The organism is Bilophila wadsworthia ATCC 49260 (assembly GCF_000701705.1).
GTDB classification, from domain to species: Bacteria; Desulfobacterota; Desulfovibrionia; order Desulfovibrionales; family Desulfovibrionaceae; genus Bilophila; species Bilophila wadsworthia.
The window spans coordinates 1-22422 of record NZ_JNJP01000063.1; the positions used below are offsets into that span (position 1 = coordinate 1).

Consider the following 22422-nt stretch of genomic DNA (forward strand, 5'->3'; position numbering starts at 1 on the left):
GTGTGTGGATCATGTGCACATGTTACTGTCGATTCCACCTAAATATGGGGTGGCAGAAGTAGTGGGCTATTTAAAAGGAAAAAGCGCTATTGAGATAGCGAAACATTTTGAAAAAGTTTGTAAAATAACAGGAGCGAGTTTCTGGGCGAGAGGATATTTTGTAAGCACGGTAGGAGTAGGAGAACGGGAAATTCGGCTCTACATAGGGAACCAGGAAAAAGAAGACAGGAAGGTGGAGCAGCTTAAGCTGCTGTAATTCGCCGTAGGCGAATAGCAAAAACCGCTTTGAGCGGTTACCGCGTTTCAAGCCCCCGGCTTTGCCGGGGGTTTTGACAGTCTTTGAAGAGGAGAGGGTGGGGTTTGGGGAGGGGGAGGAGAAACTTTCTCCAGAAAGTTTCTCCTCCCCCTCCCCAATTCCCTATTCCCTTTCAAATGAGCCCGCCTTTTCCAGGTAGCGGCGGAACAGACGGACGGAGGGGCGCGAATGGGCGTCGAAGTCGGCGGTCAGTTCGAGCCCCGGAACGATGGCCCGGACCACGGGAAACTCCAGATCCTCACGCGTCAGCTCCACATAGACGGGGGCGTGCCCATGCGAGATGAGCACTTCTTCCAGCAGCCGGAGGTTGTCGGAGGGCGAGCTGAGCCGGTAATCGGGCAGTTCGGAGAGGCGGCGCTGCGCGAGGCCAGCCGGAACCGGCGCGGAAGCCGGGCCGTTGGGATACGGATAGGGGGTCTCGGTCAGCGCCGAGAGCAGAGCCCCTGCCCCGGAAAGCCCCGCCCCGGCTCCGCGAACTACGGAACCGTCGCTGCAGGTTACGAAGCTCTGGTAGCAGGGGACGCCGAATTCCGTGGTCATGTCCCGGAACCAGACATGGATGCCGCGCCGGGCGTAATCCGCGAGAAGTACCGCCAACGGGTGCTCGCCGTCCGCGAGCAGCTCGAAGCACTGGCCGCGCCGCCACGGTACCGTGGCTTCGGCGTCGCGTTCCAGTATTTCAGTGAGCGCGCCGACCTTGGCTTCATCGAGTGTGTTGCCCGAAGCCATGCCCGTGGAACCCGGCGACAGAAAAAGAGCGGGCTCGTCGAGATTGCAGAACAACCCCACGGCCTGCACCGGGACGAGTATCGCGCTGTCCGAAACGCCGCGGCCTTCCATCCAGTAAAGAGGCTGATCGTTGTACTCGGCGTCGATGGGCAGGCCGCGCGGATCGATGGCGGCCCGGCCTTGCGCCAGCAGTTCCGCATGGCTGGCCCGGACAATCGGCGTGGGGTGGAGGCGATCGGTGATGGCGTCCCCGTCCACGGACAGATAGGCCGAAGCGCGCTCGACCATCTCCATCGAGTAGGACGCCCGGGCCGTGGCGATGGACAGGCCGCGCCCCCATGTGGTGGCTTCCCCCTGCAGGGTATAGTCGATCTTGCCGTTGCGCACGGCGATGTCCACGTTCCAGTTTCGCAGTAGTCCCACGGGTGCGAGCGAGGATTCGTGCCGCATTTCCGTTCCGGCGATCACGCCGCAGGTGGCCAGCGAGGCCAGCGCTTCCGCCGCCGTATGCTGGGCCGGGGGGCGGGACCAGATGGGCTGTCCGGGAACGGCCCGCTCGGCGTGAACCTCCGCCGCCGTGCGTCCGTGTTTGGGCGGCTCCGCGTTCCGCACATACGCGGGCAAAGGGAGATCGTTGTCGTCGGGATGCGGCAGGGGATGGTGCCGGGAAAGGTTTTCTTCGAACAGCGCGTTCCATGCGGCAAGGTTCGCTTGCTCCTCTTGCCCTTCTTTCGTGAGGGATTTGCGGGCGAAGCTGAGGTACGGCAGGGGGGTGGCCCCTTCCAGCCGTTCAAGTTCCCCGGCTGAGACGCCGTTCAGCATTCCGGCGTGTCCGGCGTTCAGGAATGCCGTTTCGTAGAGCAAGCCCATGAGCACCGGACGGGAAGGCGTACGCAGCGCGGCGGCTTCATCCGGGGGCAAGGCCGCGATGCGGCGCAGCAGATGGCGGTGCAAAAATTCGTCGAGAGGGGCGGCCTCAAGGCGGGCGAGCGCATCCTCAAAGCAGAGATCTTCCGGCGGCTCGCAGGAAAAGTATCCGGTCATGGATTCGGTGGAGGCGTGGGTATAGCGATAGGGGAGGGTGGTCGTGGGCATGGCTGTCCTCGGGAAAAAGTGAAATCGGCTTGCGTTACGTTGCCCAAAACGTCGGGAAAAGGCAAACGCGCCTTTGGTGCGGAACGGGCTGGATCCCGTGTTGTTTCGCATGGTGCCCTGCCTTTGCGGAGGTGGACTTGCCGCCGGAACACGTGGACGGGTCTTGACATTTCCGCTGATATGGATAAAAGAGTTCGTTTCTTACGTAAAAAATCGCGCTCCGGCGCGCAGGAGGTTATCATGAGCGACGAAAAAACCCTCGTGGGTGCCGTCAAGACTGAGCAGGGCGTTGAAGTGAAGGGTATGCTGATGCAGCCCGTCGTTGAAAAGTGCGAAGGCTGTGATCGCGTTCGTACGTTTGAAGAGCAGCAGTTCTGTGGCAGCTACCCGAACCCCGCCAAGAAGTGGTTCGACGGGCGCTGCAACTTTGCTACCCACATCAAGACGGAAAGCGGCAAGGCCGCCAAGGTCAACCCGTTGAAGGCGTCCAAGCGTGCTGCGAAGGGTCGTTAAGCCGTTCGGAAGCGTTTTGCTCGCGGGTATGCACCGCAATTTTTTTGAGAACGCCCGTCTTTGGAAAGGGCGTTCTCCCAAGGCAGGGGGAGGCTTCGTCTTCCCCCTTTCTTATTTTCCGAAGCCGTACACGAGGAACATATGACACGTTTTTCTCGGCTTATTGAGTCCATCGGACAGCAGCGGGACAAGGTCATCGAATACCAGACCCGCATGACGGAACTCCCCGCTCTCGGCCCGGAGAACGCCGGCACGGGCGAAATGCCCAAAGCCCTGTATCTGGAAGGGCTGTTGCGTGAGCTCGGCGTAACGGACATCCTGCGCATTGACGCGCCCGACCCGCGGGTCCCCGACGGCGTGCGCCCCAATGTGGTCGCGCGCATCCCCGGCGTGTCGCCGCGTCGGCTCTGGATCCTGGGGCATATGGACGTTGTGCCTCCGGGAGAGCTTTCCTACTGGAAGACCGATCCGTGGAAGGTTGTCGTCGACGGCGACAAGATCCGTGGCCGTGGTGTGGAGGACAATCAGCAGGCCATCGTTTGCGGCCTGCTCATTGCACAGGAATTGAAGGCGCAGGGCATCACCCCCGACCTCTCCCTTGGCCTGATTTTCGTTTCCGACGAAGAGACTTCCAGCCGTTACGGCATCCACTACATCCTCAAGACCCACGCCGATCTGTTTGGCCCCGACGATTTCGTGGTCGTGCCCGATTACGGCGTGGCGGATGGTTCCTCCATCGAAATTTCCGAGAAAGGCCAGCTGTGGATGCGCGTCGAGGTGCTTGGGCATCAGTGCCACGCGTCCCGCCCGCAGGAAGGCCGCAACTCGCTGGTCGCCGCCGCCGATATGATTCTGCACGTGCGGGATCTGGAATCCATCTATGCTCAGGTCGATCCGCTGTTCCAGCCCCCGTGCTGCACGTTCGTCCCGACGCGCCACGAAGAGAACGTCCCCAATATCAATTCCCTGCCGGGCAAGGACGTGTTCTACATCGACTGCCGCATTCTGCCGGGCATCAGCCACGACGACGTGCTCGCCTCCGCCCGGGAGATCATGGAAGCCGTGGCGGAGCGTCATGGCGTGACCGTGGATATCACCACGGTGACCAATGCGCCCGCGTCGCCCGCAACCCCGCCCGACAGCGAAGTGGTGCTCCGCCTGTCCGCCGGTATCCGTGAGATCTACGGCATCGAGCCGCACTGCGACGGCAGCGGCGGCGGGACCGTGGCCGTGGGCTTCCGCGACATGGGCATCCCCGCTGCGGTCTGGGCCAGCGTCGTGCCGACCTATCATCTCGCCAACGAATACTCCCTCATTTCCCGCACCATCGGCGACGCGCAGGTGCTCGCCCGGATGCTGTTTGATTAGGGGATGATGAAGATTGGGGAGGGGGAACCCTTCTGAAGAGGGGCTTCCCCCTCCCCAAACCCGACCCCTTTCCCTCCTAAAGGCTTTTGTATTGTTCGATGGAGGGGCGGGCGGCTTGGGAGGCTGTTTCTTGATGGGCGTCTCCCGGCGGCTTGTTGAAAGGGAACATTTCGGTATAGCCGGGACTCTCCCTGCTTCTTTTTCAAAGAATACTCCTTTCGCGTCCCCTCCCCACCAGTCGAAAGTCTTGGGAAGGGTGGGGTACGGGGGAGGGAGAACCCTTCTCCAGAAGGGTTTCCCTCCCCCGCTTTTTCCCAAGGAAAAGCTTATGTTCGATTGTATAGTCGTAGGCGCGGGACATGCGGGCTGCGAAGCCGCCATGACGTTGGCGCGGTTCGGGCAGCGCGTGCTGCTGATCACGGGCAATGTGGATCGCATCGGGCACCTTTCGTGCAACCCCGCCATCGGGGGGCTCGCCAAAGGGCATATGGTCCGGGAAATCGACGCCCTCGGCGGCATGATGGGCCTGTGGGCCGACAGGGCGGGTATCCAGTTCCGCACGCTGAACGCCAGCAAGGGGCCCGCCGTACGGGCCACCCGCGCGCAGATCGACCGCGACAGCTACATGGAGGCGGCGAAGGCCGCCCTGTTCGCCGAGCCGGACATCACCATCTGGCAGGATACCGTGGACGAGGTGCTGGAGCGGGGCGGACGCGCCGCCGGGGTTCGCACCGAGCTGGGGCAGACCTTTGAGGCCCCGCACGTCATCCTGACCACGGGCACGTTCCTGTGCGGGCTCATCCATGTGGGGCTCACGCATTTTCCCGGCGGGCGCCTCGGCGATGCCGCCGCCATGAAGCTTTCGGATTCGCTACGGAAGCACGGCCTCACCCTGGGCCGCCTCAAGACCGGGACCACCCCGCGGCTGCTCCGGTCGTCCATCGATTTTTCGCAAATGGAGGAACAGCCCGGGGACGATCCGGCTCCGGGCTTCAGCTTTTACGGGCCAAAGCCCGGACAGCCGCAGGTGCCGTGTTATGTGACGTGGACCAACGAGCGGACGCACGACGCCATCCGATCGGGCATGGACCGCTCGCCGCTGTTCACGGGCGTCATTGAAGGCACGGGCGCGCGCTACTGCCCCTCCGTGGAGGACAAGGTGGCGCGGTTTCCCGAGCGTGAGCGGCACCACGTCTTTATCGAGCCGGAAGGGTTGAACGGGCAGGAATGCTACGCCAACGGCATTTCCACCAGCCTGCCGCTGGATGTGCAGCTTGCCATGATTGCCAGCATCCCCGGCCTCGAACATGCCAAGATGGTGCGTCCCGGCTATGCCATCGAATACGACTATGTGGACCCGGTACAGCTTGAGCCCACGCTGGAGGCCAAGGTACTGCCCGGCTTGTGGCTGGCGGGGCAGATCAACGGGACGTCCGGCTATGAGGAGGCCGCCGCTCAGGGGATGTGGGCCGCGATCAACGTGGGGTGCCGCCTGACGGGCCGCCAGCCGTTCCTGCCGGGCCGCGACGTGGCCTATATGTCTGTGCTGGTGGATGATCTCGTGACGCGTGGGACGCAGGAGCCGTATCGTATGTTCACATCGCGGGCGGAATACAGGCTGCTGCTGCGCGAAGCCAATGCCGACGCGCGGCTGACCCCGCTCGGGCGGGAGCTCGGATTGGTGGGCGACGAACAGTGGTCCGCCTTCCGGCGCAAGCAGGACGCATTGGGGCGGCTGCTGGACATGCTGCGTGAAGTGCGGGTTTCGCCGGACGCGGCGACGAGCGACGCTTTCCGCGAGCTGGGCGAGCCCGTGCCGAACAAGTCGCTGACGCTGGAGGAAGTGCTCAGGCGTCCGTCCATGACGCTGGAACGGCTTGAGCGCCTGCATCCCGGCGTGACGGCTTTTCCGGAAGAAGTCCTTTTGGAGGCGGAGACCTCCGTGAAGTACGCGGGCTATCTGGTGCGGCAGGACGAGCTGGTCAAGCGCTCCGCACGGCTTGAGGAGGTCCGCCTCCCGGCGGATCTGGATTACCCCTCCGTTTCCGGCCTGTCCGCCGAGATCGTGGAAAAGCTCTGTGCCGTACGCCCGCGTACCCTTGGCCAGGCGGGGCGCATTTCCGGGGTGACTCCGGCGGCGCTGACCTGCCTGGAAATCCATCTGAAAAAACGCTCCCTGCTCGGATAGCCATGAAGAGGTGGCCGCTTGAAGCCCTGTTTGCCGGATCCGGCGGCGTAGCCTTTCCCCGGATGACCGCGCTTGTGGGGGCCGGGGGCAAGACGACGCTCATGTACGCGCTGGCCCGGCGCATGGCCGATGCCGGGCGGCGTGTGGTCTGCACCACCACGACCAAGATTTTCCCGCCGGAGGATGGCCTTCCCGTGGTTCTCTTGGAAGGCGCGGCCGATCCCGTTGCCGCCGTCCACGATGCGCTGAGCGCCGTGCCGTGTGTTGTGGCTGCCGGGCGTCCGCTGCCGGATGTGCGGAAGCTGGACGGCGTATCCCCCCGCATGCTTGCCGTACTGTCGGCGGCGCTGCCCGAGGCCCTTTTTCTTGTGGAGGCCGACGGCGCGGCCCGTAAGCCCCTCAAGGCACCCGCGGCGCATGAACCCGTCCTGCCGGAGCCTCTGGGCTGTTGCGTGGCGGTGGTCGGTCTGGACAGCGTGGGGCAGCCGTTGGACGACGGGCATGTGCACCGTTCCGCACTGGTTTGCGCGGCGGCGGGGCAGGAGCCGGGGAGTCCGGTGACGCCCGCGACGCTGGCCTGTCTGGTGGAGCACCCCGAAGGGCTGTTCCGCAACTGTCCGGCGGGGTGCCGCCGTCTCGTGTTCGCCAATAAGGGGGACGGGCCGGGGGCGCTTGATGCCGCTTCCGAAGCCGCCGCCCTGTCTCGTTCCGTGGCGTGGTTTGCGGGAAGCGCGGCCCAGGGCTGGTGCGTCCCGTTGACGGCGGGGGCTCAACGGGCGCTTGGCATGGAGCCCTTCCGTGATCTACCATGCTGAGATGGAAGGCAGAGTGGTGAAACAATGGTTCGTGATGGGATCGGCGTGCCGTTTTATGGCGCTTGCCGGTTTGCTTTGTCTGGCGTTGCTGCTCTCCGGCTGCGGTACGACATATATTTCCGCACCCGATTATGGTGGGCGGTATGATACCTCTTCCCTCGGCGCCCGGGTCGCTCAGACCGCGCGCTCCCAGATCGGTGCGCATTACCGTCTCGGAGGCACCACGCCCAAAGGGTTCGACTGCTCCGGGCTGATCTGGTGGGCCTATCGTCAGCATGGGATCAATGTCCCCCGCGTGACCGATGCGCAGGCCAAGGCCGGGTACGGCGTGGGGCGCGGCATTGCCATGCGTCCCGGCGACATCCTTGTCTTCGATACCAATCGCGGGCGCACGGGGCTCCATACCGCATTGTACACGGGCAACGGGCGGTTCGTGCACAGCCCCACCAGCGGCAAGCGTGTCCGTGAGGACAGTTTGGCTCAGGAATACTGGAAGAAGCGGCTTATCCGCATTCGGAGAATTGTGAGATAAAAAGGTAAGCCTGAAAGGCAGGCTTTTTTTAGCAAGAACCTCTGCTCCTTCAATCCTCTCCCTTCTCTCTGAATGTTTTCGGCTGCGCAGGGGCGGCGCGGGAAGCGTCAAGCCGTTTGGCAATCTGGGATGCCAGCAGTTTTTCGAGTGCGCCGGATTGGCGAATGGAAGAACCGAGCAGCCCGAAGCCGGGTGCGGCATTGGGCTGGCAACAGATACGGAAGTTGAGGAAGAGAGAAAAGAGGTTCCGGTGAGGGAACGTCGGAAAACAGGTTTCCTCACCGGTTCAAAAGCTTCTCACTGGTGCTGGAAGCCGCTCTCGTCGAACGAAAGCGGCGCGCTGCCGTCCTCTTCGGCTTCAAGGGCGGCGACCTTGTCTTCCAGCCATTCCAGCATGGCCCGGGCGGTGTGGTAGTTCATGACCACACGCGAATGGATATGCCGGGTGATGGTCCGCTCCTCGTCATTGTAAGGGGCGATTTCATGGCCGAAGCTGCCGTCGGGGGCTATGATACGTTCGGAGTACGGCGGCATCTTGTCGCTTTCGAGATAGAAGCTGATCTCGATTTCGCCTTGCGGGTTGATGCCCCCCCATACGCCGTGGGTATACTGGAGGCGGGTTTCCGGGTCCTGTTCGTACTCATAGCGTATCCGGCTGGGATACTGTTGGCTCATTGACGGCTCCTTTGACCTTGCTGAAACAACCGCGTCATGCGGTTTTGGGTATTGTAGGAAAGTGACGGGATGAAGTAAAGTTGCCTCTCCCGTCCGGCGGCTTCTTATCAGGCCCGCCAATATTGTACGGTATTTTTGAACATCTCCAAAGAGGAAAGCATGACCGCATTCACGACGGAAAAAATCGATGTAGAACCGTGGTTTGATATGGAACTGTTCATGGGCGTCAGCCAGGAGACCCGGCTTGGCGGCGACGTGATGGACCGTTTCATGACGCTGTGGAAGAACTGGCTCCCGCACCTGACCGTGAAGGGCATCGACACGGGCAAGATCAAGTATCTTTTGGTCGCTCTCGACGAGAGCGTGGAGCAGGATGTGGACAAGGCGTGGGAAGGTTCGCCGTCCAACGCGTTCTTGTACAACGCGCTGGCGCAGACCATGTGCATGGCCGCCGTACACGCCGTGATCCCCGAAGTGCAGGACGCCGGCTGCGCGCCCGCCCCCAAACCCACCGCCACGCTGCGCGAAGCGCTGGAGGCCGAGGGTATCCCGTACAGCAACGACAAGGATCCCATCCTGTCCCGCCGCTATGCCGTGGTAACGCACTATCCCTTCAAAGGCGGCTGTGAGATCTGCGTCCTTCAGAGCAACTGTCCCAAGGGGCAGGGCCAGATGGAAGCCACGTCCGTGGTCCTTCCCGGCTACGAGCATCCTCAGCAGATGTGATGTGGATGTTATGAGATTTGGGGAGGGGAAAGGGAACCTTTCCCCTCCCCACTTTCTCTTTCCCTCCAAAGACTTTCGACTGGTGGGGAGGCCGCTTGGAGGGCGTTCGTTTGATGGGCGGTTGGAATTTGGGGCAGCGGGCTCGGCGGAGAAATCGGCTTTGGCGTTATGCATGAAAGCCGATGGGTTGCGCCGGGCTCGGAAGGTGGCCGCCGTTGGGCGGCAACAGAATGAACTGGGGTGGAAGACGGGTATGCGCGTTCTGTTGTTGGATCTTGGGCTGGAACTGCGGGGCGGCCAGCGGCAGGTGTATTATCTGGCCCGCGCGTTGGCCCGCATACCCGACATGGAGCCGTTGGTGGCCTGTCCTCGTACGGGAAAGCTGGCGGAGCTGCTGCGTGATGAAGGTTTGCCCGTTCTGGGCTTGCCGGGCCGGAGCCCTGCCAACCTGTTGCTGCTGCGCTGGATGGGGCAGCGGCTGCGCGATTTTTCCCCGGATATTGTGCACACGCACGACGCCAACGCCGCTACGATGGGCGCGTTCTACAAGCTGCTGCACAGCGGCACGCTCTTGATCCACAGCCGCCGGGTTTCGTATCCGTTGCGGCGTGGGCTGCGCTCGTGGAAATATCGGATTGCCGATGCCGCTGTGGGCGTCAGCCGGGAAATCGCCGACGGCATGATCGGGGCGGGCATCCCCGCCTCACGGGTCAGCGCGATCCATTCCGGAATCGATCCTTCCCGTTACCGCCCTCATGAGGCGCGTCAGGATGGGGGCTTCCTCTTCCAGAGCATAGGCGCCTTCACGCCTCAGAAAGGCTACAGCGTGCTTGTCCGGGCGATGGCGGAACTGCGGAAGCGCTCCCTGCCTCCGTGGGCCGTGCGCATCGTGGGCGATGGGCCGCTGCTGGATCCCATTAAAGAAGAAGCCCGTACCCTCGGCGTGGATGCTCTGCTCGCGTTGCCCGGCCGCCGGGACAGCGTGGACATGCTGCCGGACTGCGACGCTCTGGTGGTCCCGTCAGTGGACGGTGAGGGGAGCAGCGGGGCCATTAAGGAAGGCTGGGTGACGGGAGTTCCGGTGATCTGCTCGGCACTGACTTCCAATCAGGAACTGGTGCGCGGGGACGAGAACGGACTGCTTGCCTCCGTGGGCGATCCCGTGTCGCTTGCCGACGCGATGGCGCGTTGCCTGACCGATGAAGGCCTGCGGGCACGGCTTGCCGAGGCGGGAAGCCGATCCGTGCTGGAGTTCACCGATACCCGGATGGCTGAGCAATACATGGATCTGTACCGCCGCCTCATGGGAAAAGGCACGGAATGATGCTTTGCCAAGGATATTTTAACGCTTCTGTGATTTTTCCGGGAATTTCTCCTGCATACTCTCGGTACTTCCGGTATGCTTGAAGCAACACGCTGCACAACGAGGATTTCGTTTTGCGGCGTGTTCGGTATGGCTGGTCTGGAAAGGAGAAGATAAAGCGAGGGGGAAAGAAACGGCGTTCTTTCCCCCCTGAGGCATCAGCTGGCGGAACCGGATTTACCTGTAGATGTCCACATCATCCACGAGGTGCGGCGGTTCTCCCTTGAAGGCCTTGACCTTGACGCGGTCGCCGGTCTTCAATTCGGTGAAGGGCACGTCCTGATCGGGCTTGTCCCTGTGTTCGAGTTCGAATTCGCTGCGGTCATCCACACGGAACGGGATCGCCTTGCCGTCCCGGTCCTTCACAACGAAGGTCTTTTGGGCGGGATCAACGCTTTCCACAGTGCCGCGGACACGCATCTTGTGGTGGGAACCGGCAAAGGCCGGGACGGAAAAAGCGACAAGAACGGCAACCGCAAAGGCGGCGCACAACGTACGTTTGAGCATGGCAGCCCTCCTTTTGCATCCCACGCTAGGAAGTGCCGCCATAAAAAGCCATGAGTATCATCCCGAACGGTTTGATTTTTTATGTCCATTGCGGGAAATACGATGCCCTCGTTTCACCTTGCCCACGAACAGGTCCTTTCTATAGAGCCCGAAAACCGCGATGGGGGAATAAATGCCCTCAACTGCGGATGGGGGATTGAAAATGACCTGTAAAACCATCGCCTATTATTCCCCTATTCACTATCCCGCGTTCATCGGCGGACAGGGAACGCCGCGAACAGGGATTCGATAAGCGCGAAAGCCTTTGGAGTGGGAGGGGGAGGCGCGGCGGGGGAGGGAGGACCTTTTTTTAGAAAGGTCCTCCCTCCCCCGCCATATTCCCACAATCCCTTCCCCCCTAAAAAGCCTCGCCGCCGGCGAGAAGATCCTCACGGATGAGCTTGCGGAGCTTGTGGGCCACGGGGCCGGTCCTGCCGTCGCCGATGGGCCTGCCCTCGAAATGGGTCACACCGATGCATTCGTGCGCCGTGCCGAGGATCATCATCTCCCGGACGGAATCCAGCTCGGCCTGCGGGATGGGGCGGATCTCCACGGGCATGAACGTTTTGGCAAGCTCCATCGCCTTGGTCGCCACCGTGCCGACCAGCGCGTTCTTGAATTCGGGGAGCACCAATGCGCCCTTGGCATCGACCACGGCTACGTTGGCAATGGCCGCTTCGGTCAGGCAGCCGTTCGCGTCAAAGGTCAGGGCGACGTCCATGTGCTTCTGCATGGCCTCAAGCGTCATGAAGACGGCGGAAAGGTAGTTGGTCGTCTTGAGGCGGGCGAACATGGGGGGCTTGACCGGCACGTCGCTGCGGAAGGCGGTGAGGCCCTTGTCGTACCATGCGTCAGTGCGCACCGGGACGCGGTAGGCGGCCACGTATAGGCTGGGCTGGGGGCACTCCTTGAGCGCGATGCCGAATCCGCCGGGGCCGCGTCCGGACAGGATGCGGATATTGCCTTCGGGTTCGTCTCCGGCCTTGGCTACGGCGAGCACGATGTCCCGGATTTCCTCGATGGGGCAGGGCAGGGTGAGGGACAGCCCGGCGGCGGAGTTGGCGAGTCGCCGCAGGTGCGCATCAAGATGGATGACCTTGCGCTCGGTGAAGCGGATGGTTTCGAACACGCCGTCGCCGCGATGGACGAGATGATCGTCCAGCGGGGCCAGCATCAGCCGGGGATCGCGGCAGATCGCGCCGAAACGGTGTTCGTAGAAAGCCAGAATGTTGTCCGCGCCGGGACGTTCCAGTTCCCGGAGCTTCTCGATCCATGCGTTCGTGTCCAGTACGGGAATCATGACAAACCTCTTTCTGGTGGTTTCAAGGGTGGGTTGTCTGTGTTCTTACTCCCTTCATGGCGAAAAGACCAGATTGGGGCACCCGGTTTCCCGGATGCCCCAATCGGAAGGAACGGTTCGCAGGAACCGGACTTACTTCTTGATGAACACGGTGCGATCCTTCACGCCGAGCAGGTCGCGGCGGACCAGCTCTTCGGCGATCTGGACGGCGTTGAGCGCGGCGCCCTTGCGGATGTTGTCGGCGACAATCCACATGTTGAGGCCGTTCGGGATGGTATCGTCCTCACGGATGCGGCCCACGTAGGTGGCGTCTTCGCCCGCGGCGTCGACCGCGAGGGGGTACATCTTTTCGGAGGGGTTGTCGTACACCTGTACGCCGGGGGCCTGCGCAAGGATGGCGCGGGCTTCCTTGGCGGAAAGCTTGCGTTCGGTTTCGATGTTCACGGACTCGGAGTGGCCGTAGAACACGGGCACGCGCACACAGGTGGCGGTCACCTTCACGTTCGGGTCGCGCATGATCTTGACGGTTTCATGGACCATCTTCATTTCTTCCTTGGTGTAGTCGTTCTCAAGGAAGACGTCGATGTGCGGGATGCAGTTGAACGCGATACGGTGGGGATACACGTTCACTTCGGGCTCTTTCAGATTGAACATCTGGCGGACTTGCGTTTCCAGTTCGCTGATGCCCTTCTGCCCGGAGCCGGAAACGGCCTGATAGGTGGAGACCACCACGCGGCGGATGCCCGCGACGTCGTGCAGGGGCTTCAGGGCTACGACCATCTGGATGGTGGAACAGTTCGGGTTGGCGATGATGCCGTTGTGCCCTTCCAGCGCTTCGGGGTTCACTTCGGGCACAACCAGCGGGCAACGCTCGTCCATGCGCCACGCGCTGGAGTTGTCCACGACGATGCAGCCCGCGGCGGCGGCGTGGGGGGCGTACTTTTCGGAGGTGGAGCCGCCCGCGGAGAAGATGGCGATGTCGATGCCTTCGAACACATCTTCCTTCAGTTCGCGCACGACCAGCTCGGAATCCCCGTAGGGGACTTTGGTCCCGGCGGAACGGGCCGAGGCGAAGGGAACGACCTCAGTGGCGGGGAAGTTCCGGCTTTCAAGGGTCTTCAGCATTTCACGGCCGACGGCGCCGGTAGCTCCCACAACAGCGACAACGAGTTTTTTTTCAGACATGGTATCCTCTATCCTCGAACAAAAAAGGAAAGCCTCGGAGCATGTGATTTTCGCAAGGCGTTCGACGTTCATCTAACGGGTTGCCGTCGCTGTCAAGTCCGTTGGAGCGCTTTTCACCCGAAATCCGTATCCTTTTTTGATAGCATTTCGGGCATTCACGTGTGATTGGGCAAAAGCCTTTTGGATATCAAAGGGTTCCGGGCTTTCCGCATCGAGGCGCGCGGAAGGGGGGCGCGGCGCAGGCCGGTTGCCCTTTTTGACATAAATGTTATTTCTATCGCGCCGGATCGGGACCCCGTTTCTCCGCGCCTGGGGCCCCAAAACACGGGAACGGCGTTAGAGTCGCTTGCCAGCCACGGTGTTTGTTCTTATAGTTTGACCGTAAAGTAAAGGCAATCTACGTCGTCAGGATACAATCCGGAAGCTTTCCGGCCCCGTACGCTGACAAGGAGTATTTTATGGCCACTCGTCTTTCTCCCGCTGATGAAGCGCCCTTCAACATCCAGATCAAGAATCTGGCTGATGAAGAGCTTCTCGACTTCTGGGAAGAAACCCAGCAGATCGAGAGCGCCTTGCGTGCCGAATATCAGCAAACGGTGGTTCCTGTTCAGGATTACGAGCGTCTTATCGTGCTGGAGCTGCAGTTGCGTTCCTGCCAGCGCCAGAAGTCCTGCGGAGCCTGATCATCTCTTGAACACATCCGTTTCGGCCCGTCCGGCGCCGGAACGTCCTAATGGCATAGGAACCCTCCCCTTGTTGCGGGAGGGTTTTTGGCGTCCATGCCCCTGACGATCCGCGTGGCGAAATTGACGGTCCGGCACGCTTCCAAGAATCCGCACGCGGCGTGGAACAATCGGCTTTCCTTAGTTACGCTATCCGTGTCCTGTGGCGTTGCCTGCCGCTAGGCGCTTTCTTTTTTGGCCGTCAATGGCTGCTTCACCCCGTGTTCCCTTCATAAACGAAAAGGCCGGAACTCCCCTTGGGAGGAGCCCCGGCCTTTTTATTTTTATGGACGTTACTGCGCCTGCTGAGGCGTGTGGTTTTTGTGTTCCTTGATTTTCGTGACTTCCTCGGCCACCGCCTTCTTGAGATCCGCAGGGGTATTCGGGTTATCGAGCGCCTTTTGGAGCTGCTCGAGGCCCTTGTCCGGCTGTTCGAGGTAGTAGGCGTAGAGGATGCCGAGGCTGTAGCGTACGGAAGGATCTTCCCTGGCGGCGACGACCTTTTCGAGGCTGGCGGCGGCTTCGGCGTTGCGGTTCTGGCTGTGCTGGATGATGCCGAGCATGTAGAGCGGCTGCGTTTCGTTGGGCGCGGCCACCACGGCGCGCAGGGCGAACGTCTCGGCCCGCTGCCAGTCCTGCGTGTGCATGAAGTGCTCGGTCAGGCCGACAAGGGCCTCAAGGTCCGTGGGGGTTTTCTGGAGTTTCTGCATCAGGGCCATGACGCCCTGCTGCGTGGCTTCGTCCATGCCCGCGCTTGTGGGCATCTGCTGCCCTGACGGCGCGGCGGCCTGCGTCCCGGTGGTCGTATGGGAGACCAAGCCGGGGTTGGCCGAGAAGTAGGACAGGGTGGACACGAGCATGAGCACCAGTCCGGCCGTGATGAGCAGCAGGATGGAGCGGCGGTTCTTTCCGAAGGTCTGATCAGTCATTGCGCAGGGTCTCCAGCTGGGTAAGGCGGCGGTTGAGGGCAATCTGGTTGCGGAGCAGGAACGCAAGGTAGGCGCCGAGCCCGATCCATACGGCGATATTCGCGTACATGAGCCAATCCATGTCGGTCATGAGGGGACTCCTTAAGTAACATTAAGGTTTGCCCCACCCTTCCTAAGACTTTTGACTGGTGGGGAGGCTACGCTCAGGGAGTCCTGTAAATGAGGAAAACTCCCATGTAACCTCCGGAACCCAAAAGGCGAAAGTTTTTGGAGGAGGGGGGCCGGGGGAGGGATCTTTTTTCAAAAAGGTCCCGCCTCCGGTTCTTTCTCTAGATTACAACTCGCCATGAACGGCGAGGCCGTCGAGGCGTTCTTTCTGCTTGATCTGCAAAGTGCGGAGGCCGACGAGGCCCGCCCAGGCAAGCCCGAAACAGGCGACGGCGGCGATGGCGGCGATCTTCATTTCGGGTTCAAGCCCGCCGGACTTGTTGGCGAACACGGCGGGATGGATGGAACGCCACAGCCGTGCGGACAGGAACACCAGCGGCACGTCCACGAAGGCCACGATGCCGACCACCGCGCACAGGTTCGCCTGGCGCTCGCGGGGCATGTCCATCTTGCGCAGGACGAGGTAGCCCGCATAGAGGAACCAGAGGATCATCGTCGTGGTCAGGCGCGGGTCCCACGTCCACCAGACGCCCCACGAATGGCGCGCCCAGATGGAGCCGGAAACGAGCGCCAGCCCGCTGAGCACCACGCCCACTTCGGCGGCGGCCCCGGCCACGGCGTCCCAGTGGCGGTTGCGCGTCTTGAGGTAGGCCACCCCGGACACGCAGACGAGGAAGAAGCTCACGAAGGACCACCACGCCAACGGCAGGTGCGTGTAGAAAATCTTCTGCACCAGTCCCATCGTCTGCTCGACAGGCGCATACCGATAGATAAGCACCTGACAGGCCGCCATGAGCACGCCGCCGAGCACGGCGCAGGGGAGCATCCATGTGTATCGCATGAGATTATTCGTCTCCTGAAAAGACAAAGGGGAAGAGGACAAGCCCGGCGGCAAGGAACACGGCGTCAAAGGCCACGGCGATGCCGAGCCATGATTCCACGCCTTCGGGCAGCGCTTCGCTGAATCCCCCGGCGCAGACGCGGATACCCGCCAGCAGGATGGGGATGATCAGCGGGAAAAGCACGATGGACAGCAGCGACTCCCGCGCGGCCTGCCCTTGCGACAGCGCGCCGAGCAGCGAACCGAGCGACGCCATGCCGATGTCGGTAAGAACGAGGGCGAGCAGGGCCAGCGGCCAGCCGTCCCCGAGCGACTGCCCGAGGAACACGATGGTCGCCGGAAGGAAGAGGAACTGTGCCGTCAGGATGATGCACAGGCCCGCCGCCGCCTTGCCGAGCAGCACGGACTGGACCGGCGTGGGCAGGAGCAGCAGCCCGGCCCGCGAACCGTTGGCCTCTTCGAGCCCGTACAGCATATTAAAGGATAAGACCTGACAGAACGCCGAAGACAGCCAGAAGATCGTGGCGGCCCCTTGCCCGCTCATGGTCTCCCCGGTTTCCCGGGACAAGCTGAACACGAAGATGAGCAGCAGCCCGAGCAGGAGCGCCTGCACGAGCCCGGCCCCGCGTGAAAGCACGAGGCGCAGATCCTTGCGGGCAATGAGGCAGGCGGCTTTCAACATACTGCCTCCCCGGTGCGGACGCCTTCATACCCGGAGGCGGGACCACAGTAGCCGATGCTCCTGTTCTCAATGGCGATGATCCGGTCGGCGCGCTTGGCGTCCCCGGCTACGTCATGGGTGATCCAGACGATCCCTGCGCCCCGATCGCGGGATGCGGCGATCTCCCGGTGCAGGATGGCGAGGGAACGCACATCAAGCCCGGTGCCCGGTTCGTCAAGCAAGAGCAATGGGGGCGACTGGAGGAGGATGCGGGCGAGGTTCAGCCGCTGCGCCATACCGCGCGAGAAGGTCCCGGCCCGTTCTTCGGCAAAGGGGGCCAGTTCCACGCGGGCCAGCGCTTCGGAAAGCGTCGCCTTGTCCGTCGGGTTCCCGTGCATCCCGCTCCAGAACGCAAGGTTCTCGAGCGCGGTCAGGCCGGGATAGATGAACGTGGCGTGCCCGAGATAGCCGAGCCCGCCGTCCTCGCAAAACCGTTCGACGGTGCCCACGGTGGGGCGGGCCAGCCCTGCCATGATCTTGAGCAGGGTGGTCTTGCCCGCGCCGTTCGCGCCGACCAGCAGCGTGACCGTGCCGGGATGCACCTCAAACGAGATGTTCCTGAGCACGGCACGGGCACCGAAGAGTTTTCCGATTCCGGCGAGCTTCAGCAGCATCAGTTTTCCCGGCCGTTGCGGCGCCTGAAGCTGACGAACGGCAGCAGGCACATCAGGATGCCGCCGATCCACAGCCAGTTGACCAGCGGGTTGGAGCTCAGGCGGAACACCGCCCGGTTCTGCTGGTCCACCGCCATAAGGGTTGCGTAGAATTCATTGCCCAGCGAAGGGATGACCGCGGCCTCGGCGAACTGCATCTGCCCCCATTTGGCGTAGACGCGGCGCTGCGGCGCGGCGATGCCGATGAGCTTGCCGTCCTTGCGAACTTCCAGCTCGCCTTCAAGGAAGATGTAGCCGGCGCCTTCGCCCTCATACAGGTTTTTGAAGGTGACTTCGAACTGGCCGACCTTCACGGTCTCGCCCATAGCCATCGTGGGTTCGGATTCGATCTTGTACGGGCCGGAGAAGGCGATGCCGAGCGCGATGAGGGCCACCCCGATGTGGATGCCGTAGGCGGCGAAGCTCGGTGCATGGCTGTATACGGGCCTTTCGAAGAGTTTCAGGCTCATGCTGACCAGCGCGGCGACGCTCGCCGACGCGCCGAGCACGGCGACGGGCAGGGTGTAGCCGAGGGAATACATCGCGGCGGCCGCGCCGATGAAGGAGCACACCACAAGGAGGAGCTTGCGCATGTTGCGGACGCCGCCGTTCCAGCCGAGCCACGGGCAGATGCTCAGGATGGCGACCATCGCGGCGAACAGGGGCATACAGACTCGGTTGTAGAAGTCGGCGGTCAGGCCCACCGCGCCGCCGTGGTCATGCCCGGCCTCGTCGAGGACGACGTCGCGGGCAAGGCCCATGACGGTCTCTTTCCAGAAGGCGCTGAACACGGGCCACATGGTGGCGATAAGGATGATCAGCGAAAGCGCCAGCAGGAGCCACGAGGTCAGGATAAGGAACCCTTCGCGGCTTTCGATCCCGGCCAGTTCGCCCGTGTCGGAACGCCGCGCGAGCAGGGCGATCCAGAAGGAGAGGGCGACGGAGATGAGGATGAAGAGGAGCAGAGGGACGCCCACGCCGCCGGAGCCGAAGGCGTGCACGGACTGAACCACGCCGCTGCGGACGAGGTAGGTGGCGAAGAAGGCCGAGATGGTGGTGAGCGCCATCAGGAAGACGTTCACGCCGTGCAGCTTGTTGCGGCGCGTCTGGATGAGCATGGTGTGCAGGGCCGCCGTAGCGATGAGCCACGGGATGAGGGAGGCGTTTTCCACCGGGTCCCATGCCCAGTAACCGCCCCAGCCGAGTTCCATGTAGGCCCACCAGCCGCCGAGCACGATGCCGGCGGTGAGCATGGCCCATGCCGCCAGCGTGAAGGGCCGGGCCACATCGGTCCATGCCGCTTCATCGGCCTGCCTGCGGCTCAGCGCCTGAGCGAGGGCGAGGCAGCTCGGGATCACGAATCCGCCGTAGCCGAGGAACAGCAGCGGAGGATGGAAGATCATGCCGGGGTTCTGGAGCAGGGGGTTCAGCCCGTTGCCATCTTGCGGCACGGCGTGGTTCATGAGGAAAGGATTGTTCCACGTCACGAGGATGAGCCCGAAGAAGCTCATGATGCCGAGGTAGAAGACCCAGTACCAAAGCCGCGTATCGGGGGTCAGGCTCTTATAGGAGCGGGTGAGCTGGAACAGCCCGCCGCAGATGGCTACGGAAAAAGCCCAGAACAACATGGAGCCGGCCTGTCCTGCCCAGAAGGCCGTAATGCGGTAGAAGAGCGGCAGCAGCCGGTCGGTGTAGCTCGCCACATAGACCAGGGAGAAGTCATAGCTCGCCAGCGCATATATAAGGATAGCGGACGCGATGATGTAGCAGCCCGTCAGGCACAGGTTGGCCTTTTCGACAAAGCCGAGGCCCGGAACGGAGGTGCGGCGGGAGGCCTTGCCCGCCGCCGGGGCCGTCCTTGGCCACAGCGATTTGACGGCCCATGCCGCTCCGGCGAGTGCGCAGAGCATGGAGAGCGCGAGGAGGACGAAAGCGAAATAATACATGGAAGCTCCAAGTTGTCCGGGATCTCTTCCCGAGAGAGTGGGGCGAACCGCAATTACGGCTCCTGTACGTACAAAAAAGCCGCGCCGCCCGCGTCATACGGGGCCCGCCGCGCTAGGCGGCAGGCCAGCCGAAGATTCGGGGCAGGGCGGCGTTCAGCCTCTGTTTTCCTTTTGATATTTGGAAGGGCACTTGGTCATGAGCGTTTTGGCCTGAAACGAACCGTCAGGCCGGAGCCCCCCTTCCACAATGACTTCCGCACCGGCCTTGAAGGTATCCGGAATGGCGCCCGTGTACTCGACCCACAGCGTGGTGGCCTTGTTTTCCTGATCCTCCAGCCGGAACTTGACGTCACGGCCGGTTTCGGAGCGCGAAAGGCCGTCCTCGGCAACGGTGCCGAAGAGGCGGGCGGCCTTCAGTTTGTCGGAGGGGGTAGCGAGCGCTTCGGAGACATTGAGGAAATAGACGCTGTTTTCGGAAAAGCCGGAATACGCAAGATAGCCGACGCCTCCCAAAAACAGGAGAAGCGCCACGAGATAGACGTTCTTGCCGGATTTTTTTGCCATGGTGGTTCCTGTTGTGCTTTCCTCCTCACTTCCATGCTGCCGAATACCAGCGGGGAGGGCAAAAGTCAAATCACTTCCGGCCTCAACACGCATTCCCGCCCGTTGATTTTTCACTCTTTTTTGTACCGCGGCACTTGTTTTTTTCGGCACATGAAGGATGTTTTTCCGGATATTTCAAAATGATGCATAAAAACATCTATCAGGATTATTTCTTAAAATCTAACACTTCATTTGATGCATTTATTCACCAATGTACCTTTTTTTTGTAGAGCTGATGATGCAAATTTAAACCGATACCTTTTTTGAGCAAGCAGTATCGGCGGTTTCGGTACGTGCGGTAATCCATTTCAGGCAAAGGAGAAAAAAAGTCGAAAATGGGCTGAAAACGAATGAAGGCAAGGGAATACGCTAAAATAATGGCACAGATTGTGCTCTTTAGGGACAACAAACAGGGGCAACACCAACGCATCCCAAGGAGCATCCATGAAAACCACAGAACAGATCGAACACGATAAAAACCTTCGCCGCGTCGTCGTTTCCTCACTCGTAGGGGCCGTCATAGAGTGGTATGACTTCTTCCTGTACGGCGTTGTCGCGGGGCTTATCTTCAATCATCTGTACTTCCCCGAATTCGACGACCGCATCGGGACCATGCTGGCGTTCGCCACCTTCGCGGTCGGCTTTGTGGCCCGTCCTTTGGGCGGCCTCGTGTTTGGCCATTTCGGCGATAAAATCGGCCGCAAAAAGGTGCTGGTGCTTACCCTTATGATCATGGGCACGGGGACCGTGGCCATCGGATGCATTCCTTCGTATGCCAGCATCGGGATTTGGGCCCCGATCCTGCTCATCTTGTGCCGTGTTGCGCAAGGCCTCGGCCTCGGCGGCGAATGGGGCGGCGCCGTGCTGATGTCCTTCGAGTCGGCTCCCGCGCACAAGCGCGCTTTTTACGCCAGCCTGCCGCAGGTGGGGCTTTCTCTCGGCCTGCTGCTGGCCTCCGGCGTCATCGGCTTCTTCTCCGCAGTGCTTTCCAACGAAGCCTTCATCAGCTGGGGCTGGCGCATCGCGTTCATTATGAGTGCGGGGCTGCTGTTCGTCGGTTCCTATATCCGTTCCTCCGTGCATGAAACCAAGGACTTCGCGGAAGCCAAGGCCAAGATGCCGGAAGTGAAGTACCCCCTGCTCGACGCCTTCAAGCGTTATCCCAAGATGATGGTGGCCTGTATGGGCGCCCGCCTCATCGACGGCGTGGCCTTCAACACCTTCGCGGTATTCTCTTTGAGCTACCTGACCCAGACCCGCGGGCTTGAGCGTTCTTCCGCCCTCGCGGTGGTCATGATCGCCTCCGTGGTCATGTCCTTCTTCATCCCCTTCTGGGGCTATGTCGCCGACCGTATCGGCAAGGCCCGCGTGTTCGGCTTCTGCGCCCTGCTGCTCGGCATCCTCGGTTTCCCGGCCTTCTGGGTGTTCCATAACTATTCCGACAACTATCTTTATGTCTGCCTCGCTCTGGCCCTGCCGTTCGGTGTCGTATACGCCGCCGTGTTCGGGACCATGTCGAGCCTCTTCTCCGACAGCTTCGACCCCTCCGTCCGCTATTCCGCCATTTCTTTCGTCTATCAGTTCTCGGGCATCTTCGCTGCGGGCCTGACGCCGATGGTGGCGACCATGCTCGTGGCTTGGAATGGCGGCGAGCCCTGGTATCTCTGCGCCTATCTGGGCTCCGCTGGCCTCATCAGCGCCGCCTGCACCCTGTGGATCCGGCATCTCAACAGAAAGGGCTTTCCTCCTGCTTTGCCTGTTGAGGGTGAAACCCCCGTTTCGGAACCGCTCATGGAAGGCGAATCCGCCTAGTAGGGCAGGGGAATGGGTATGGAATCGGGGAGGGAGATCCTTCTGAGGAAGGTCGTTCTCCTCCCCTCCCCGACCCCCACCCCTCCTCAAAGACAAGGGGACGGCCAGCCCGCTCCCCCCCTGACAAATAAAAAGGTACGCGGAGCAACGGTGATGCGGGAGATATGCCGCAGTGTCCGCCCTCCGCTTTCTCCCCAAGGGGAAGGCCCCGTCCGCAGTAGCGGGCCCGCCCCGGAGAATAAAGCCTTTGAGAAACCGCTTGCCGGACATTCTCAGGACACAAGAAAAGCCCCCGGGGATATTCCGGGGGCTTTTCTTGCTTCAGGGAAGATAAAAATCTGAAAGCCTTTTCCGAGTAGGGCACCGTTGAACAAAACGGACAGCACTCGAATCCTTGACGTGATCCCCCGGCTAAGCCGGGGGGCTCCTGCAGTTTGACAATTCCCTAAAACAGCAAACCTCCTTGTCCGAACCGCTCAAGGCAGAACAAGGAGGCTTTTTATGAAGCAATTACAAAGTTTAAGTCATACGGTCTGGGAGTGTAAGTATCATATAGTGTGGATTCCGAAATACCGGAAAAAGGTTTTGTACGGCAAGATTCGTGAGGAGTTGGTGGGCGTATTTCATGAATTGGCCAACCGCCGAGGCTGCAAGATATTGGAAGGGCACCTGTGTG

The 22422-nt window shown here is 61.6% G+C and carries 23 protein-coding genes; 11 read left to right on the forward strand and 12 right to left on the reverse strand.

Annotation, left to right across the window (positions count from 1 at the left end; genetic code table 11):
- On the forward strand, nt 1-256 hold a 256-nt coding region (gene tnpA / locus T370_RS0116400; RefSeq protein WP_029436353.1), incomplete at its 5' end, for an IS200/IS605 family transposase.
- A 162-nt stretch (nt 257-418) separates the two neighbouring features.
- Here tnpA (T370_RS0116400) and T370_RS0116405 read toward each other — a convergent pair.
- The gene (locus T370_RS0116405; protein ID WP_029436354.1) at nt 419-2140 is read right to left on the reverse strand and encodes a YcaO-like family protein; all 1722 of its coding nucleotides are present in this window, start codon (nt 2138-2140) and stop codon (nt 419-421) included.
- A 240-nt stretch (nt 2141-2380) separates the two neighbouring features.
- Between T370_RS0116405 and T370_RS0116410 the strand changes: the two genes are divergently transcribed.
- The 5 genes from T370_RS0116410 to T370_RS0116435 all read left to right on the forward strand — a co-directional run bounded on the left by T370_RS0116410 (nt 2381) and on the right by T370_RS0116435 (nt 7556).
- Complete coding sequence (locus T370_RS0116410) at nt 2381-2653, forward strand: PxxKW family cysteine-rich protein (RefSeq protein WP_005027852.1); 273 nt, start codon at nt 2381-2383, stop codon at nt 2651-2653.
- 141 nt (nt 2654-2794) lie between these two features.
- Entirely contained in the window at nt 2795-4021 is a 1227-nt protein-coding gene (locus T370_RS0116415; protein WP_029436355.1) for a M20 family metallo-hydrolase, read from the forward strand.
- Between the two features lie 328 nt (nt 4022-4349).
- Nucleotides 4350-6209: a tRNA uridine-5-carboxymethylaminomethyl(34) synthesis enzyme MnmG gene (gene mnmG, locus T370_RS0116425; protein WP_029436356.1), complete on the forward strand. Its 1860-nt coding sequence runs from the start codon at nt 4350-4352 to the stop codon at nt 6207-6209.
- A gap of 2 nt (nt 6210-6211) precedes the next feature.
- Nucleotides 6212-7024, forward strand: coding sequence for a selenium cofactor biosynthesis protein YqeC (gene yqeC / locus T370_RS0116430; RefSeq protein WP_029436357.1), 813 nt, complete (start codon nt 6212-6214; stop codon nt 7022-7024).
- A complete protein-coding gene (locus T370_RS0116435) occupies nt 7008-7556 on the forward strand; it encodes a C40 family peptidase (RefSeq protein ID WP_016360603.1) in 549 nt (182 codons plus the stop codon). Before yqeC ends, T370_RS0116435 begins: the two co-directional genes overlap by 17 nt.
- A 297-nt stretch (nt 7557-7853) precedes the next feature.
- Here T370_RS0116435 and T370_RS0116440 read toward each other — a convergent pair whose 3' ends face one another.
- Nucleotides 7854-8231 (reverse strand): hypothetical protein, encoded by a 378-nt coding sequence (locus T370_RS0116440; protein ID WP_005027847.1) that lies wholly within the window; start codon nt 8229-8231, stop codon nt 7854-7856.
- 159 nt (nt 8232-8390) lie between these two features.
- Between T370_RS0116440 and T370_RS0116445 the strand changes: the two genes are divergently transcribed.
- Nucleotides 8391-8957 carry a hypothetical protein gene (locus T370_RS0116445; RefSeq protein ID WP_005027846.1) on the forward strand — a complete coding sequence of 189 codons (567 nt, stop codon included), beginning with the start codon at nt 8391-8393 and terminating at the stop codon, nt 8955-8957.
- A gap of 253 nt (nt 8958-9210) precedes the next feature.
- Entirely contained in the window at nt 9211-10281 is a 1071-nt protein-coding gene (locus T370_RS0116450; RefSeq protein ID WP_029436358.1) for a glycosyltransferase family 4 protein, read from the forward strand.
- Nucleotides 10282-10497: 216 nt separating this feature from the next.
- Here the strand turns inward: T370_RS0116450 and T370_RS0116455 are convergent, their stop codons facing one another.
- From T370_RS0116455 to T370_RS0116465, 3 genes are all read right to left on the reverse strand, one after another.
- Nucleotides 10498-10827, reverse strand: coding sequence for a DUF5666 domain-containing protein (locus T370_RS0116455; protein ID WP_029436359.1), 330 nt, complete (start codon nt 10825-10827; stop codon nt 10498-10500).
- Between the two features lie 397 nt (nt 10828-11224).
- A complete protein-coding gene (locus T370_RS0116460) occupies nt 11225-12166 on the reverse strand; it encodes an aminotransferase class IV (protein WP_029436360.1) in 942 nt (313 codons plus the stop codon).
- A gap of 132 nt (nt 12167-12298) precedes the next feature.
- Nucleotides 12299-13351 (reverse strand): aspartate-semialdehyde dehydrogenase, encoded by a 1053-nt coding sequence (locus T370_RS0116465; protein WP_029436361.1) that lies wholly within the window; start codon nt 13349-13351, stop codon nt 12299-12301.
- Nucleotides 13352-13809: 458 nt separating this feature from the next.
- Here T370_RS0116465 and T370_RS0116470 point away from each other — a divergent pair, with 458 nt between their 5' ends.
- Nucleotides 13810-14034 (forward strand): hypothetical protein, encoded by a 225-nt coding sequence (locus T370_RS0116470; RefSeq protein WP_005027837.1) that lies wholly within the window; start codon nt 13810-13812, stop codon nt 14032-14034.
- 332 nt (nt 14035-14366) lie between these two features.
- Here the strand turns inward: T370_RS0116470 and T370_RS0116475 are convergent, their stop codons facing one another.
- The 7 genes from T370_RS0116475 to T370_RS0116505 form a co-directional block, all read right to left on the reverse strand.
- Entirely contained in the window at nt 14367-15002 is a 636-nt protein-coding gene (locus T370_RS0116475; protein WP_029436362.1) for a tetratricopeptide repeat protein, read from the reverse strand.
- Nucleotides 14995-15132: a CcmD family protein gene (locus tag T370_RS24520; RefSeq protein WP_009368093.1), complete on the reverse strand. Its 138-nt coding sequence runs from the start codon at nt 15130-15132 to the stop codon at nt 14995-14997. Before T370_RS24520 ends, T370_RS0116475 begins: the two co-directional genes overlap by 8 nt.
- Before the next feature lie 204 nt (nt 15133-15336).
- Nucleotides 15337-16011 carry a cytochrome c biogenesis protein gene (locus T370_RS0116485; protein ID WP_029436363.1) on the reverse strand — a complete coding sequence of 225 codons (675 nt, stop codon included), beginning with the start codon at nt 16009-16011 and terminating at the stop codon, nt 15337-15339.
- Nucleotides 16012-16015: 4 nt separating this feature from the next.
- Complete coding sequence (locus tag T370_RS0116490) at nt 16016-16693, reverse strand: heme exporter protein CcmB (protein ID WP_029436364.1); 678 nt, start codon at nt 16691-16693, stop codon at nt 16016-16018.
- Nucleotides 16687-17346 (reverse strand): ABC transporter ATP-binding protein, encoded by a 660-nt coding sequence (locus T370_RS0116495; RefSeq protein WP_029436365.1) that lies wholly within the window; start codon nt 17344-17346, stop codon nt 16687-16689. Before T370_RS0116495 ends, T370_RS0116490 begins: the two co-directional genes overlap by 7 nt.
- Nucleotides 17346-19331, reverse strand: a complete 1986-nt coding sequence (locus T370_RS0116500) for a heme lyase CcmF/NrfE family subunit (RefSeq protein WP_005027831.1) — start codon at nt 19329-19331, stop codon at nt 17346-17348. Before T370_RS0116500 ends, T370_RS0116495 begins: the two co-directional genes overlap by 1 nt.
- 153 nt (nt 19332-19484) lie before the next feature.
- The gene (locus T370_RS0116505) at nt 19485-19895 is read right to left on the reverse strand and encodes a cytochrome c maturation protein CcmE (RefSeq protein ID WP_005027830.1); all 411 of its coding nucleotides are present in this window, start codon (nt 19893-19895) and stop codon (nt 19485-19487) included.
- Between the two features lie 483 nt (nt 19896-20378).
- Between T370_RS0116505 and T370_RS0116510 the strand changes: the two genes are divergently transcribed.
- Together T370_RS0116510 and tnpA (T370_RS0116515) are read left to right on the forward strand one after the other, a co-directional pair.
- Nucleotides 20379-21746 (forward strand): MFS transporter, encoded by a 1368-nt coding sequence (locus tag T370_RS0116510; protein WP_005027829.1) that lies wholly within the window; start codon nt 20379-20381, stop codon nt 21744-21746.
- A 501-nt stretch (nt 21747-22247) separates the two neighbouring features.
- On the forward strand, nt 22248-22422 hold a 175-nt coding region (gene tnpA, locus T370_RS0116515; protein ID WP_029436366.1), incomplete at its 3' end, for an IS200/IS605 family transposase.